Annotated in this window: 16 protein-coding genes and 1 pseudogene; 12 read left to right on the forward strand and 5 right to left on the reverse strand. The window is 45.6% G+C overall.

What is annotated here, in order from left to right:
- Positions 1-58 precede the first annotated feature (58 nt).
- The 8 genes and pseudogenes from HFV01_RS30950 to clpS all read left to right on the forward strand — a co-directional run.
- Positions 59-451 (forward strand): annotated as a pseudogene (locus HFV01_RS30950) (zinc ribbon domain-containing protein); the annotation flags it as partial.
- 67 nt (positions 452-518) lie between these two features.
- On the forward strand, positions 519-1,124 hold the full coding sequence (locus HFV01_RS18675; RefSeq protein ID WP_006620713.1) for a DUF3038 domain-containing protein: 606 nt from the start codon (positions 519-521) through the stop codon (positions 1,122-1,124).
- Positions 1,121-2,212 (forward strand): DUF4335 domain-containing protein, encoded by a 1,092-nt coding sequence (locus tag HFV01_RS18680; protein ID WP_008049380.1) that lies wholly within the window; start codon positions 1,121-1,123, stop codon positions 2,210-2,212. Before HFV01_RS18675 ends, HFV01_RS18680 begins: the two co-directional genes overlap by 4 nt.
- 28 nt (positions 2,213-2,240) lie before the next feature.
- On the forward strand, positions 2,241-3,098 hold the full coding sequence (locus tag HFV01_RS18685) for an OmpA family protein (RefSeq protein WP_006670150.1): 858 nt from the start codon (positions 2,241-2,243) through the stop codon (positions 3,096-3,098).
- Positions 3,099-3,134: 36 nt separating this feature from the next.
- Positions 3,135-4,118, forward strand: coding sequence for a methionyl-tRNA formyltransferase (gene fmt, locus HFV01_RS18690; protein ID WP_006670151.1), 984 nt, complete (start codon positions 3,135-3,137; stop codon positions 4,116-4,118).
- 68 nt (positions 4,119-4,186) lie between these two features.
- Positions 4,187-5,170 (forward strand): sugar transferase, encoded by a 984-nt coding sequence (locus tag HFV01_RS18695; RefSeq protein WP_006670152.1) that lies wholly within the window; start codon positions 4,187-4,189, stop codon positions 5,168-5,170.
- A 5-nt stretch (positions 5,171-5,175) separates the two neighbouring features.
- Entirely contained in the window at positions 5,176-5,613 is a 438-nt protein-coding gene (locus HFV01_RS18700; RefSeq protein ID WP_006670153.1) for an ATP-binding protein, read from the forward strand.
- 146 nt (positions 5,614-5,759) lie between these two features.
- Positions 5,760-6,053, forward strand: a complete 294-nt coding sequence (gene clpS / locus HFV01_RS18705) for an ATP-dependent Clp protease adapter ClpS (protein WP_006620719.1) — start codon at positions 5,760-5,762, stop codon at positions 6,051-6,053.
- Here the strand turns inward: clpS and HFV01_RS18710 are convergent.
- The 5 genes from HFV01_RS18710 to HFV01_RS18730 all read right to left on the reverse strand — a co-directional run bounded on the left by HFV01_RS18710 (position 6,050) and on the right by HFV01_RS18730 (position 10,340).
- Complete coding sequence (locus HFV01_RS18710; protein ID WP_006620720.1) at positions 6,050-6,289, reverse strand: DUF6737 family protein; 240 nt, start codon at positions 6,287-6,289, stop codon at positions 6,050-6,052. The genes clpS and HFV01_RS18710 overlap by 4 nt on opposite strands.
- Positions 6,289-6,801 (reverse strand): MogA/MoaB family molybdenum cofactor biosynthesis protein, encoded by a 513-nt coding sequence (locus HFV01_RS18715; protein ID WP_006620721.1) that lies wholly within the window; start codon positions 6,799-6,801, stop codon positions 6,289-6,291. Before HFV01_RS18715 ends, HFV01_RS18710 begins: the two co-directional genes overlap by 1 nt.
- Before the next feature lie 26 nt (positions 6,802-6,827).
- Entirely contained in the window at positions 6,828-8,465 is a 1,638-nt protein-coding gene (locus HFV01_RS18720) for an HD domain-containing phosphohydrolase (RefSeq protein ID WP_193520281.1), read from the reverse strand.
- Positions 8,466-8,547: 82 nt separating this feature from the next.
- Positions 8,548-8,829, reverse strand: a complete 282-nt coding sequence (locus tag HFV01_RS18725) for a 4a-hydroxytetrahydrobiopterin dehydratase (RefSeq protein WP_193520282.1) — start codon at positions 8,827-8,829, stop codon at positions 8,548-8,550.
- Positions 8,830-9,248: 419 nt separating this feature from the next.
- Entirely contained in the window at positions 9,249-10,340 is a 1,092-nt protein-coding gene (locus HFV01_RS18730) for a CAP domain-containing protein (protein WP_318285802.1), read from the reverse strand.
- A 461-nt stretch (positions 10,341-10,801) separates the two neighbouring features.
- On the opposite strand from HFV01_RS18730, the gene HFV01_RS18735 reads away from it, so the two are divergent.
- From HFV01_RS18735 to HFV01_RS18750, 4 genes are all read left to right on the forward strand, one after another.
- The gene (locus tag HFV01_RS18735; RefSeq protein WP_006620726.1) at positions 10,802-11,632 is read left to right on the forward strand and encodes a Tic22 family protein; all 831 of its coding nucleotides are present in this window, start codon (positions 10,802-10,804) and stop codon (positions 11,630-11,632) included.
- 189 nt (positions 11,633-11,821) lie between these two features.
- Complete coding sequence (gene prmC / locus HFV01_RS18740; RefSeq protein ID WP_006620727.1) at positions 11,822-12,721, forward strand: peptide chain release factor N(5)-glutamine methyltransferase; 900 nt, start codon at positions 11,822-11,824, stop codon at positions 12,719-12,721.
- A 31-nt stretch (positions 12,722-12,752) separates the two neighbouring features.
- The gene (locus tag HFV01_RS18745) at positions 12,753-13,109 is read left to right on the forward strand and encodes a metal-sensing transcriptional repressor (RefSeq protein WP_006620728.1); all 357 of its coding nucleotides are present in this window, start codon (positions 12,753-12,755) and stop codon (positions 13,107-13,109) included.
- Positions 13,106-13,777: a hypothetical protein gene (locus HFV01_RS18750; protein ID WP_006620729.1), complete on the forward strand. Its 672-nt coding sequence runs from the start codon at positions 13,106-13,108 to the stop codon at positions 13,775-13,777. Before HFV01_RS18745 ends, HFV01_RS18750 begins: the two co-directional genes overlap by 4 nt.
- Positions 13,778-13,911: the final 134 nt, after the last annotated feature.

The raw sequence follows: 13,911 nt of genomic DNA on the forward strand, positions 1-13,911 counted from the left end.
ACCCGGTGAGGACTTCAACCCCCTGGTTGATTGGGTCGCATCCCTGGCCATCCCATAACACAGCCTGATTTTTTTGCCCCCCTTCGAGACTTCCAATATGGTTGCCAAGGTGAAGCGTCTAATCAGGTCTAAGACTGCCCGCGCCATGCTGAAATGGGCGCATTATCGATTCAAACTAACCCTGAGACATAAGCGCGGAAATAACTGAACAGTTGTAGATGTGACCGAAGAATACACCAGCAAAACCTGTACTCACTGTGGTCATGTCCATTCCCAGCTAGGTGGCTCAAAAGTGTTCCGATGTCCGGAGTGGGGGTTCACTCTACCACGGGACTGGAACGGTGCTTTTGGAATCTTTCTAAAAGCTTTGCGGGATACCGCCTCTGTTACCTTAACGGGTAATAGTGCTATCGTTGCATTGTCCGGGAACAATCGGAAAAATGTCGCGTAAATGTATCAGATTTGCTAACCAATCTTTAACTATATATTGTGTTGGAATCGATGTTGCCGTGAGCATAATGCAAGTAGAACCCTATCAAACTAATTTAAACCCAGTCATATTAGACAGTTTGCCGGATATACCCATCTCCGACAAAGGATGTCCCCGTCGGGCGCGATTACAAATCGACCTGATGTTACTAGCCATTGAAGCCCTCGCCCTGGGGAGTTCCGAACGAATGCTGGTCAAGATATCGGAGTTAGAACTGCAAGGAATTATCCCGAATCGAGTGGTATTATGGCGACTGCGTAGCACTAACCCCCTGCGACGCTACAGCCAACGACAACCCCTCACTCTGAAGGAAGCTAAAGCCCTAGTGGTGATTATTGCCATGATAAGTCGAGAGTTAACAGTGAGAATTCGCCAGTTGCTGATTGACTTTGAGCAAATGCAGCGCAAGCAAATCCCCATAGAACAGCATTTGCAATTATATAGCTATCTGGAAAGGTTCCAGGCTCACTTCCGTAGTCGGATGAATCCTCGGCGCGCGGGTGTAATTGCTTACAACTCCCCAGAGAAACTCAATGATTTAGCGATCGCTTTGCTGGGAAAATTGCTATTCTGTACAGGCACGGCAGGGATGCAACGGTTTTGGATGAGTCTGTTTGATGGAGAGATAGCATGACGATTATACGTCAGTACAGTTTGCCTAACTGCAAGCTGATTTTGCATGGGTTGAGTAGTCCCACAGATAATACCTCAGAAACTCGGCCCCGTTTATCGCGATTGATGAATGCGGAGTGCCATTTTGTCGGTTATCCTCAGCCTATTGTGGGAGGGAAAGAGTTTTTCGAGTGTTTACTGCAACGGGTGAGTCAATACGCCCAAGAATTTCTCAGCGGCGTATCACATCCCCCCTCTGCTAACACTGCTGCTGAGGTTCCTATGGTGGAGTTACGCAGACTAGACGGCAATTTACACCGCCTGATTGTCCGTAATACCCCGTTAGATGGGGATTCCCAGATGAAAACCGATCCGACATCCCCAGTGGAATTAGATTTAACCACGGTGCAGTTATTTGATCTGGTGGAAGCAGTGGATCAGTTTTTCGCTGATTCTGGGACTTTACCTGAGCTTTCCTTGCAGTTAAAAGCTATTCCCAAGCGTTATACTAAGGCAGAGCAATCTGTTACCCAAAGGGCGATACCTGTAGCGGTAGGGGTGTCTGGATTGGCTATTGCAGCGATCGCATTATTTGCTCTGCCAGTTCCAGAGGTTCGGCGACCCCTAGAACCTAATCCTCAAGAGTCCACAGAAACCCAATCACTATCAGAAACTGAAAGACCACCATCAGCCGGACAATCTCCACCACAGGGAGTTAATACAGACACAGAGGGGGAAAATACCACTATTGGCGAACCCGGTGCTACCATTGGCCAGTCTAATTTACAACCTAATTTAGTCTCACCGCCATCTATTGATGACCCCCAGGAAATTGAGAGATTACAGCGAGAATTGTTTGCTCAGATAAACCAAGCATGGGTTGCTCGCATTAACCGAACCCTAGTTTATCGGGTTACAGTAGCCAGTGATGGCAAAATTATAGATTATGAAGCAGTTGAGGATGTTACCCCAGAGGAAGAGGCTCCCATTCCCCTATCAGAGTTACGCTTTCAGCAGGTAGGACCTGACCCAGCAGAACCCCAAGCGGATATGATGGTGATATTTAATCATCCCGCAGGTCCGTTAGAAGTGCGTCCTTGGGAAAACTGATAACCTAATGGCAATTGAGGGTAAATTTATGGCAGATCCAAAACCAAGTAAATCTTCCCCTAAATCCAATTCCGGGGTTTTGGTGGGGCTGTTGTCCTTCATTTTTCGTCTGTTATTGTTGGGGGTAGGTAGTGCTGTGGCTTGGGTAGTGGGAATGGCTGTAGCTCAAGTTTACCCGAACACCAGTTCGGAAATGCCCCTAACTGAACAGTTATTAAGGCGCGAGCCAGCATATCAACCCTCTTTCCCAGACCGAGAAACTCCTAGACTCACTCCCCCCAAAGCGTCGCCTACTTCCCTAACTCCGGAAGTCCAACAAACCTTACAACCCCAACTCCAACAATTACAACAAGATCTCAATGCCTTGATCGGTCGCACCGCCGCCCTAGAAATTCAAATCGGTAATAGTCGGCCAGCAGAAACGTTGGAGAGACGCTTACAAATTATAGAACAGCAATTAACAGCCCCTAGCTCCCCGGAGGCGGAAAATATACCCCCACCAACTCCCCGCACTGCTAGGTCTAGATCTGGAAGTGGCTTGATCATGACTTTACCCAGTGATATTTTATTTAACCCAGGTAGTAGCACTTTGCGCCCTGGGGCTAATGTGATCCTGGATAACTTGATTCCAGATCTGCAAAACTATCGGGGGGCAGTAGTGCGGGTGGCAGGTCATACTGATGATAGCGCTCGCCGTCAGCAAAATCTGGTTTTGTCCTCTGCACAGGCGGAAGCAGTGGTGCAATACCTCTCTAATGCTGTGGACTACCAGGCTTATCATTGGGTGGCGATCGGTTATGGTATGACTCGCCCAGCGTTGGAAAATACCTCGGACATCAATAGACAACTTAACCGCCGCATTGAAGTTGCCATTACCCCCCCCTGAAAAACCTAAATCTAAACACAAAGGGAAAATTTATACATGAGACTGGTTTTTTTTGGTACGCCTGAGTTTGCTGTGCCTAGTTTGCAACGATTATTGACTGATGAGCAATTTCAGGTGGTTGGGGTGGTTACTCAACCAGATAAACGACGGGGACGTGGTAGTAAAACTAGCCCTTCCCCGGTAAAGGCGATCGCATTATGTGCAGGTCTACCAGTTTGGCAACCCCGTCGCCTTAAAAAGGATCCACAAACTTTGGCTAATTTGCGGGAAGTTGAGGCTGATGTTTTTGTGGTAGTCGCTTATGGACAAATCCTCTCCCCGGAACTTTTGCAGATCCCTAAATTAGGATGTGTCAACGCTCACGGCTCGATTTTACCAAAATATCGCGGAGCGGCACCTATTCAGTGGTGTTTATATCATGGCGAGACTGAAACCGGAATTACTACCATGTTGATGAATGAAGGCATGGACACAGGACCCATGCTATTGAAGAGTTACACCCCCATTAGTTGGGAGGACCAAGCAGCTAATTTGGCTGAACGTCTCGCTAATATGGCGGCGGAACTTTTAACGGAGACTTTGCTACAAATGCGATCGCAAACGATACAACCTATTCCCCAGGATGATACTCAAGCTACATTAGCGCCTCTCATTCAGCCAGAAGATTATCAACTTGATTGGTCGAAGTCAGCAGTTGCCCTCCATAATCAAATTAGAGCCTTTTATCCCCATTGTGTCACTACCTTTAGGGGACAAAGTTTGAAAATTAGCGGCTCGGTTCCCTTGGGTTCTGTTCCCCAAATAGAACTTCCTCCACCATTGGCTCGTTTGTCTACCGCCGATCTTAACCCCGGTAACATTGGGGAAATTGTGGCGATCGCCAAACGCTTCGGCCCAATTGTTCAGACCGGGTCAGGATACCTATTGGTTTCCGAAGTCAAGTTACCCGGAAAACGGGTTCAGTCCGGTTGGGATTTTGTCAATGGCACTCGTGTAGCGATCGGAGAAATTCTTGATTAAAATTAGAACTATGCAACCCCAATAATTTGTGTAAGTTTAAATACACCTACTAGCATTAAGAGACTAATATGGTCAGTCCTAGCCCAGAAGTTAATTTTCCTGTCCATTTTCAAAATCATATAGCCTGGGTCAAAATTCCCGATCGCCTCAGTGTATTGGAGGCTGTGGATTTTAAGTCAACTTGTCATAATCTCGTTTTGGGAGATCAGGTTCCACAGGCTATTATTCTCGATTTTAGCGAGACTACATTTATCGATAGCAGCGGAGTCGGTGCCTTAGTCAGTAACCTCAAAGCCGCCAAAAACAAAAATGTGGAACTTTTGCTAAAAAATGTCAGTCCCCAGGTAATGGCGGTTTTTTCTTTAACATCCCTTGATCAGGTTTTAACCTTTCAACAGGATGAACCCGCACCTCATGGGGATAATAGCCAATTACCCGTTACTCATCCTTCCGTTCGCTCTGTGGTTAAACGCTCTATTGATATTGTCGGCGCTCTAGTCGGATTAGTAATTACTGCAGTTTTATCTATTCCAATTGTCATTGCTATTCGCTTTGATAGTCCTGGTCCGATTTTGTTTGGTCAAATTCGTTGCGGTTGGATGGGTAAGCGTTTCCGTATGTGGAAGTTTCGCTCTATGGTGATTAATGCTGAAGAACTCAAAAACACAATTCCTAATCAGGCGAAAGGTCAAATCTTTAAAAATGATCAAGACCCCAGGATTACTAAAGTAGGTCGGTTTTTGCGGCGCACTAGCCTGGATGAATTACCTCAATTTTGGAATGTTTTAATGGGGGAAATGAGCCTAGTCGGCACTCGACCACCTACTCCCGATGAAGTCGAACGTTATGAGGTTCCCCAATGGCAACGCCTAGATGTTAAACCCGGTATGACTGGAGAATGGCAAGTCGGCGGGCGATCGCAGATTAAGGATTTTGAAGATATTATTCGCCTTGATCTCAAATATCAGGAAAACTGGAGCTTGATGTATGATCTCAAAATGATTGTCCGCACGATCGCCATTTTGTTCAAAAAAAATAGTGGTGCAATGTAAGATTAATGGAAGATGAAAGTCTACTAATGCGATCGCATCTTAAAGTAGGTACAGATCTACTGTTTTTAGAGGAAGTATTACAATGGTTTGATCAGATAACTACTCCCTTTTTGCATCCCGATCTGAACTACGAATGCAAGATTGCTATTACCGAAGGGTTCACTAATGCGGTTCGTCATGCACATCATGGATTATCTAAGACCACTCCCATTGATATTCAGGTGGAGATTTTATCTAATTCTATCGAAATCAAACTCTGGGATTTTGGTCAACCTTTTGACTTCCCCAAAACCCTGCATTTGATTCTTAACGAAAAGATTGCACCTTTGGAAAAGGAACAAGGTAGGGGTTTGATTTTGATGTCTAAACTCACCGATGAAGTCACTTATTGTCGCCTGGATGACCATCGTAACTGCCTAACTATGCGACGACATTTCTCTTAACTTTCAGTCATTATATAGAGTGCATCTACTAACTATACCCACCCTAAACTAATTCTCTGAGATCATCTCAGACTGTGACGTTATATAATATAATGGATTTATGATCAGTACAAAATCTTGATTTAGTCAAACACTAAACTAGAGCTATGATAGCCTCACCTACCACTACACCCAGTCGTTCTAGTCAAACCGTCCGTAAGCCTTACCCTAACTATAAGGTAATTGTCCTTAATGACGATTTTAATACCTTTCAGCACGTCGCTAACTGTCTGATGAAATATCTTCCGGGAATGACTAGCGATCAAGCCTGGGAGTTGACCAACCGCGTCCATTATGAAGGTCAGGCGACCGTGTGGGTTGGCCCCCTAGAACAAGCCGAATTGTACCATACCCAACTCAGTCGCGAAGGTTTGACAATGGCTCCCCTAGAAAAAGCCTAATCGTCACCTTCAGCATCTGACATCATAGCCGATCGCATTAATCCCGGCCAGATCAGCAGGAAAAATCCCATCCAGGTCAGGACGGGAACCCCTACAATTACCGATAGCCAAACCTGATGAAAGATTAGCCAACTTCCGCTAATTAAGCTAACTCCCGTCAGCATAATTGACCACGGTTGACACCACCAGGGTTTATAGTCCCAAGGATTATCACTTGAGGGTTGATTTTGATTCATTAACTGCCTTTTTGTAATTGCTTAACTAGATGAACTAACTCAGGTAAAATCAGCTTTTCCATAGCTAGTTTAACTGCTCCTTGGGAACCGGGAACCGAAAATAATAGAGTTTCCCGATATACCCCGGCGGTGGCGCGAGAGGCGATCGCACGGGAACCAATATCATCGTAACTCAAAAACCGGAACAGTTCCCCAAAGCCAGGTAAAGTTTTTTCTAGTAACCCCTCAATAGCATCATAAGTCGTGTCTCGTGGTGCTATTCCCGTTCCCCCATTCACAATCACCGCCTGAATTTTAGCATCACCACAGCATTGATTAAGCGCCTGAGTAATCAAGTCCGGTTCATCTTTAATTATCACATAATTTCCTAGATGATGACCATTATCTCTCAGCATTTGCTTAATCAAATCACCGCTTTTATCCGTGGACTCAGTGCGAGTATCACTCACAGTTAAAACGGCACAATTGACGCTAAAACTACCGCTATCTGGGTGAGGAATTGAGCTACTCATAACCATCCTTAACTCTCATGCTAACATTAAGCCAGTTCCATCACCACATCTAAAGTATGTCCTAAAGACTCATAGACTTGGCGCTGTTCAAATACAGTTAAAATATCCCCATTAATCTTATTCGCCGCCGCTTCACTGCGCAGAATTTTCAGAGCTGTAACCGTAAGAAGTCCATGCTTATAAGGTCGATCGCCTGCTGTTAGTGCGTCATAAATATCAGCGATCGCCATCATTTGTGATTGGAGCGGAATTTTCTCCTTTTTCAATCCCAAAGGATAGCCACTACCATCTACCTTTTCATGATGTCCATAGCTAATCTGTGGCACATTTTCCAGTCCCTTAGTCCAGGGAATTTGCTTTAAGAAATTATAGGTATGGGTGACATGACCTTCAATAATTTCGCGTTCGGAAGCCGTCAAATTACCCTGAGTTATTAACAATTGTTCAATCTCTTCTGGTGTCACCAGCGGCTTAATCTTGCCATCTATATCCCGATAGGTAATCTTTGATAAATCATGGAGTTTTTCCAGGGGTTGAGAAGGTAAAATCTCCGGTTCGTTGGCTTCCAGCACCATCTCCCAAAACCCTTGCAACTGCTCAATCTCCTGATTCATTTCCAAATCCATACTTTCAAGAGTTTGACAGTGGGGGCATTCTGTGCTATTCTGGGAGTGGTTGCTGCTGTAGTCTAAAAGCAGTTGATATTTCCTTTGTAGACAGTCTATCTGTAAACTCTGTCGAGCGATCGCAAACCGTTTTTTCATGATTTCCAATTCCCAAGGATAAAGTTTCTTAGCCTTGTTTAAAACAGCTTCAGGAACTCCCACTTTGCCAAAATCATGAAGTAGTGCCGCATAACGTAACTCTTGGAGTTGGCGATCGCTAAATTGTACCGCCGCCAGGGGACCCTCAGATATCTGATTAATTTCCTCCCCCAAACGCACCGTCAAAACTGCCACCCTTTCCGAATGTCCGAAAGTGCAGGGGTCTCGCGCCTCAATGACCTGCACGGAGGTTTTCACAAACCCCTCAAATAGTAACTCAATACTCTCTTGTAAATCACTGCGTTCAATGGAAATCGCCGCCTGAGAAGCGAGACTCCGCAAAATCCGTTCTTCCCAATCAGAATAAGGTTGGGTGTACTCCATGGTATTTTCAGGAGTCAGCACCAGATCAGATTGTCGCTTGCGGTTAATCAGTTGTAGAACCCCCAGGGTTTCCCCTTCCCGGTTTTGCATGGGGAGAACTAAAACCGAGCGAGTCCGATAACAGATATTCTCATCAAAACTGCGATCGAGACGATAAGGCTGTCCCTGTGGTAAGTCGTAAGCATCATCAATGTTGAGACTTTTCCCAGTCAAAGCCACATGACCAGCCAGGCTCCTATCAGTCAGAGCGATCGCAAATTCTCGGAACGACAAATTTGGCAAAGACTGATTTTGAGCCACCTTAAACAGCAGTTTAGGGCGATCATCACTGTAATCTACCAGATAAACACTTCCCGCATCGCTACAGGTAATTTCCCGACTCTTACTGAGGATCAGCTTTAACAGCTTTCCCAAATCATGAATTCCCGATAGTGCCGTACCGATATCCAACAGCTTTTCAATCAGCAGCAACTCTTCACTAACCCCTACAGACACATTAAGATTATCAAAGACCATAATCCCACATCAGAACCTAGAACCAGCTTACAGCTACCCTACTGTGTGGAATTCTAGCGGATTGTGGGGCCGTTGATAGAATCTAACTCAAACTAGAAATTTTCTCAGCCATAGAAAAATCATTCTTAGTCAACCCCCCAGCATCATGGGTAGTCAGGGTAATTGTCACCTTATTATAGGAAATTTCCAAATCCGGGTGATGACCTGCCGCCTCTGCGGGTTCCACCAGTTGATTAACAAAAGCCACCGCTTCCACAAACCCCTTAAAGGTTTTCAGACACTTAATAGTTTTACCCTCAACAGACCATTCGGGAACCTGAGTAGCCATTTGTTGAATTTCAGTTGCACTCAGTAGTTCAGCCATATCAAAAATACACCAATTCTATTACATCTAAAAAAAACTATCCGCTCCCACGGATAACTCAAGCCTTGGATACTACCAGGACATCAGTCAGCGATATGAGAGCGGTCTAGCGGGTCTCTGTTGTTGGAACCTGACTGCCGGAAGGATCTCTCCAATCCAGCCAGACCATTTAGTAGGCTTTTCGGCTCCTAGCAATAGGAACCTAGGCCGAATTTTAGAGGTCAGCCCCGGCGCACAGCCGGCGTTCTCCAACACAGTGACCCATGCGTTTACTACTGTCACTCATGGGCATCACCTCCTGGATATCCGAAACTTACGAACCAGGATAACACAAAATTCTGAAAGTGCAAGCTCACCGCTGAGAGTTGGCTATTTTGTGATTAATAGGCGATCGCACTAGCTGGACCGAGATGCTGAAATCAGCCACCAGAGAAAACTTTAGTCCAATAATGGTTATAGTCCATCAGATCCCCCGTATCATTTTCCAGGAAATAGTGACCCACCCCAATCTGAGTAAAATCTGGATTAAGAATATTATCACGATGTCCCGGACTATCCATCCATCCCTCAACCACTAACTCCGGTGTAGTATGACCCGCAGCAATATTTTCGGCCAATGGCACTATCAATGTAAACCCTGTGGCCCTAATCCGGTCAGTTAAATTAGATCCATCAATTCCGGTGTGACTAAAAAAGTCTTGCCGTGCCATATTAGTGCTATGGGTACGCGCCGCCTGGGTGAGTAGGGGGTTCAGCCTTAGTGGTTGCAAATCTTCCCTAACTCGTTCTTGATTGACCAATTCCAGCACTTGCTGTTCAAAACGCAAGTTAGAACCAGTTTCACCTAAGTCTAGTTGAATATCAGCATGATTTGCTGCTCCTAGTTCCCCAATAAAGTCGCGAGTAGTGATTGATTCAACATCGACATTTTCCAGGGTTGCCACCGTCTGACCATCCAGTAAAATCAAGGTAGACGTATCGGATTGTTTAATCCGTAAATCAGCAATCGTGACCCCATCAGGAACCCGTAATTTATCGATACCAGGCTTAAAGTCGGTAATCAGATCTTGATTGACAGTCGATGATGGCAACAGAAACTGATTAGCACCACTCCCTCCGGTGAGAGTGTCTAAACCTCGATCGCCTGATAAAACGTTATTACCAGACCCGCCGACAATCCAATCATTGCCTACACCCCCATAGATAGTATCATTGCCAGACCCGCCATAAATGGTATCATTGCCCCGATTCCCAAATAACAGGTCATCACCAGAACCACCATTCAAGTAATCATCGTTTTGACCGCCATAAATCGTATCATTGCCGGAATTACCGATAATCGTATCATTCCCCTGATTTCCTAAGAGGATGCGTCCTTGTGCATCATTGACCAAATAATCATCACCCTGCAAAAGGGCGATCGCTTGTGGTAATCCCGGACTTGACAAGCGCGCAATTTGCTCATCTGGCAGTTCCGAGACGATCATGAAATCGTTAGCTGGACTAGCCATAGCAAAAGTCAACCCGTTTTGAGTGATGATATCGCAAAACATAATAACAGACCCTTTTTCTGACTATGATAAATCTTGGTTTTACCATCTTCTATGTTTATTCATTAAGAATTATGGATATCCGAATGTTATCCCAGGAGAATAATGATTCTGTAGTGTTGGGGATTGAATAATGCGATCGCGTTCGTCCCCAAATTTGACCATTCGGGGCAAGTTTGTGTTAGGATCTGGAAAATGTGCGGGTAAAACTCCCGTGGCATATCCTCCGGGGGTGAGAATATATAAAATTATTGGGGAGTTCGGGAGAAAAAATTGTTTTTGGTCGTCAGTCTAACTATTATCGTGCCAGGGTAAGAATTGCGCTATACAGGAATACTCTAGCCTCCATCAACAGACTTGATGGGTGGTATGGATCAACCCTCGCTGTCATATTTGTATGAGCCTACAGGTATAACGCCAATATGGAAGCGTGGGGGAAATGTCAAAATGAACTATTACGATCGCAACTTGAGAACATGATTAAATCATTTTTCCATTTGAGCCTGTTACTGGGAGTTATCAGTAGCCATTTGTTAATGAGTCCCATCCTCCCACCGAGGACCGTGGGAGCATCTCTGCTGGGAACCCAGGCGGCTGAAGCATTAACATTAGAGGAAATTCAGGAAAAATTACGGCCAGTCCCAGTATTTACCATTACCGACCCTACCGGTTCCCCCCTAGTGGCCACAGTTCCCGCTGGAGAAAATGGCAGCGGTACCGCTGCGGTAGCAGGGATATTTATTAGCCGTCAGGATGCTCTAAGATTTGTGGAAAATCTGAGAAACAATAACCCTGAATTGGCTAACTCCGTGGAGGTAACAGCAGTTTCTCTGGGGGAAGTCTATAAAATGAGCCAACAGAGTCGCAACCGTCCTGATGATATCCAATTTGCTTATGTTCCGGTGCAGCGAGAGGTAGAATCAGCCCGGGCGGTAATGCAGCAAAGTGGTCGATCGCCTAATGAGTTTAATGGCGTGCCTCTGTTTATGGCAAGAGGAGGCCCAGACAATGGTTATTTAACCATCCAGCGTGGCAATGACCAAGTGATTCCTATGTTCTTCTCTAAACAAGACTTAGAGGGGATGTTATCCCAATTTCAAGAACAGCAACCGGACTTAATATCTTCGGTTACTGTCCAGGTGGTTCCTCTGGAAGCGTTATTAGAAGCCTTCCGAACTGATGATAACCAATTTTTAGATCGGATCATCTTAGTTCCACCCCGGGAAACCTTGGAATTTTTGAGAAATAATTAGGGTTAGGGCAACTTGTGGGGGGGGATTGCTTGTCAACTTCCCCCCATATCATCAGCCTACAGCCTGTTCAGAAATCATCTGATCACCTCTTAAAGTCCCTCTCCCCCTATGGGAGCCAGGATTTAGGGTGAGGGCAATGTATTAAGCGGCTGGTGAACAAGCTGTAAGCAGGTTTTCAGGTGGTGCTAAATGGTGGAAACAGGGGAAAGTGACTATATATCTGGTGAGGAACTGCGACAGTGGCAAAAACAGGCTCAAAATGATGCGATCGCTGCCGAAGTTTCCGCCATAGAATTAGATATGTTTTTGGAAGCACTCACCGATCTGACTCGCCTAGACCTGAGATTAGACGACTTTGGCGATCGCCCATACATTAAACTAAATCAGCCCTGGTCAGCAATTGTCAAACTCTGGGAACGTCGCATCACGGAACGAGTCCCCCTACAGTATCTATTAGGTGTAGTTCACTGGCGAAATTTTACCCTCAAGGTGTCTCCTGCGGTTCTCATCCCCCGTCCAGAGACAGAGTTAATCATTGATATAGCCTATCATGCCGCGCCATCAGCCGGGTCAGGAAATTGGGTAGATATGGGAACAGGTAGTGGTGCGATCGCTTTGGGGTTAGCATCGGTATTCCCCGAAGCCATGATTCATGCTGTAGATTGCAGTTGGTCAGCTTTAGCGATCGCCCTGGAAAATGCCCAAAGTCTAGGTTATCAAAATCGGGTAAAATTTTACCAGGGGTCTTGGTGGGGTCCCCTCCATAGCCTGAAAGGGAAGGTCAGCGGCATGGTGGCAAATCCGCCCTATATTCCTAGCCAGGAGCTACCAAACCTACAACCAGAAGTAATCCTATATGAACCCCCTCTAGCACTCGATGGCGGCGAATCTGGCTTAGACTCCATTCATCATCTAGTACAAACAGCACCCCAATTTTTACAACCTGGGGGTATTTGGATCATAGAAATGATGGCAGGACAGGGAGAAGCGGTTACATCCATGTTAGAATCAGCAGGGTGTTATCGGGATCTTAAAATCCTCCCGGACCTGGCTGGTATTGATAGATTTGCGATCGCTTATCTACAATAAGATTTTATGTAGTTGCTTGGCACAGGGTTAAATGATCGGATCAGATTCAGACCGGGTTCCTAGCGTATCTGTGAGCGATCGCCATCATGGGGACGCTCTGAGTCATACTCATCCCCATGTCCATAGCGAGGAATCACTCAAACGTATTATCAATCGACTCTCGCGCATTGAAGGACATATTCGCGGTGTCAAAACTATGGTCCAAGAAAGTCGCCCCTGTCCCGATGTACTCGTGCAAATTGCCGCCGTTAGGGGGGCTCTCGATCGCGTCGCTAGAATTATCCTAGATGAACATTTAACCGAATGTATAGCCAGAGCAGCTAAAGAAGGTAATATAGACGTGGAAATTGAGGAACTAAAAGCCGCCTTAGACAGATTTCTCCCATGATTGTATCTAGCCAAAACCCTGTCAAAACTTCTCAAATTGCCTTAGCGATGGTCTGGTTGACCTTCGTGATTTATGCCTTTTTCTTAGCGCCGCCAGACCAGCCAGAAATTACTTTTAACTTGATTAAAAACCTGAGTGTAGGGAATTGGGAGGGGATTAATCCCCTGATTATATCCCTATTTAATATCATGGGAATTTGGCCGTTAATTTACTGCTGTGTAATTTTTGCCGATGGTCAAGGTCAAAAAATCCCGGCGTGGCTTTTTGCGATCGCATCTTTTGCCGTGGGTGCCTTCGCCATTTTACCCTATTTGGTGTGGCGCAAACCTAACCCCGAATTTTCTGGAGTTCCCAATCTCTTCATCCGCATTTGGGACAGCAAATTCACAGCCATAGTGCTAATGGTAGGAGCGATCGTTCTAGTCTTTTATGGTATCACTCAGGGAGATTGGCGTGACTTTATCTATCAATGGCAAAATAGCCGTTTTATTCACGTGATGAGCCTGGATTTCTGTTTATTATCAGTATTATTTCCCGCCTTATTAGGAGATGATATCGCGCGGCGCGGCAACCAGGCTCCGACTTGGTTATGGTTGGTGACACTCATTCCCCTATTCGGACCTCTGTTATATCTCTGTGTGCGTTCCCCCCTGTGCGATCGGGCTTGAGTCAGCTATCCATAATTTTCATCAAAGCCTCCTGTCAACCCCTGGGAAAAACCGCAATAATCCCCAGCCGGGAGTGTTAATGACCCTAAAATATCAGTAATTTATCTCATCCTCAACCCAAGGGTCAGGCGAAA

The sequence above is a fragment of the Limnospira fusiformis SAG 85.79 genome (assembly GCF_012516315.1).
Lineage (GTDB): Bacteria > Cyanobacteriota > Cyanobacteriia > Cyanobacteriales > Microcoleaceae > Limnospira > Limnospira fusiformis.

What these genes read in the sequence shown, in the direction of transcription:
- HFV01_RS18675 (WP_006620713.1), top strand. Translation starts at nt 519, where the DNA reads ATGCAAGTAGAACCCTATCAAACTAATTTAAACCCAGTCATATTAGAC.
- HFV01_RS18680 (WP_008049380.1), top strand. Translation starts at nt 1,121, where the DNA reads ATGACGATTATACGTCAGTACAGTTTGCCTAACTGCAAGCTGATTTTG.
- HFV01_RS18685 (WP_006670150.1), top strand. Translation starts at nt 2,241, where the DNA reads ATGGCAGATCCAAAACCAAGTAAATCTTCCCCTAAATCCAATTCCGGG.
- fmt (WP_006670151.1), top strand. Translation starts at nt 3,135, where the DNA reads ATGAGACTGGTTTTTTTTGGTACGCCTGAGTTTGCTGTGCCTAGTTTG.
- HFV01_RS18695 (WP_006670152.1), top strand. Translation starts at nt 4,187, where the DNA reads ATGGTCAGTCCTAGCCCAGAAGTTAATTTTCCTGTCCATTTTCAAAAT.
- HFV01_RS18700 (WP_006670153.1), top strand. Translation starts at nt 5,176, where the DNA reads ATGGAAGATGAAAGTCTACTAATGCGATCGCATCTTAAAGTAGGTACA.
- clpS (WP_006620719.1), top strand. Translation starts at nt 5,760, where the DNA reads ATGATAGCCTCACCTACCACTACACCCAGTCGTTCTAGTCAAACCGTC.
- HFV01_RS18710 (WP_006620720.1), bottom strand. Translation starts at nt 6,289, where the DNA reads ATGAATCAAAATCAACCCTCAAGTGATAATCCTTGGGACTATAAACCC.
- HFV01_RS18715 (WP_006620721.1), bottom strand. Translation starts at nt 6,801, where the DNA reads ATGAGTAGCTCAATTCCTCACCCAGATAGCGGTAGTTTTAGCGTCAAT.
- HFV01_RS18720 (WP_193520281.1), bottom strand. Translation starts at nt 8,465, where the DNA reads ATGGTCTTTGATAATCTTAATGTGTCTGTAGGGGTTAGTGAAGAGTTG.
- HFV01_RS18725 (WP_193520282.1), bottom strand. Translation starts at nt 8,829, where the DNA reads ATGGCTGAACTACTGAGTGCAACTGAAATTCAACAAATGGCTACTCAG.
- HFV01_RS18730 (WP_318285802.1), bottom strand. Translation starts at nt 10,340, where the DNA reads ATGGCTAGTCCAGCTAACGATTTCATGATCGTCTCGGAACTGCCAGAT.
- HFV01_RS18735 (WP_006620726.1), top strand. Translation starts at nt 10,802, where the DNA reads ATGGAAGCGTGGGGGAAATGTCAAAATGAACTATTACGATCGCAACTT.
- prmC (WP_006620727.1), top strand. Translation starts at nt 11,822, where the DNA reads ATGGTGGAAACAGGGGAAAGTGACTATATATCTGGTGAGGAACTGCGA.
- HFV01_RS18745 (WP_006620728.1), top strand. Translation starts at nt 12,753, where the DNA reads ATGATCGGATCAGATTCAGACCGGGTTCCTAGCGTATCTGTGAGCGAT.
- HFV01_RS18750 (WP_006620729.1), top strand. Translation starts at nt 13,106, where the DNA reads ATGATTGTATCTAGCCAAAACCCTGTCAAAACTTCTCAAATTGCCTTA.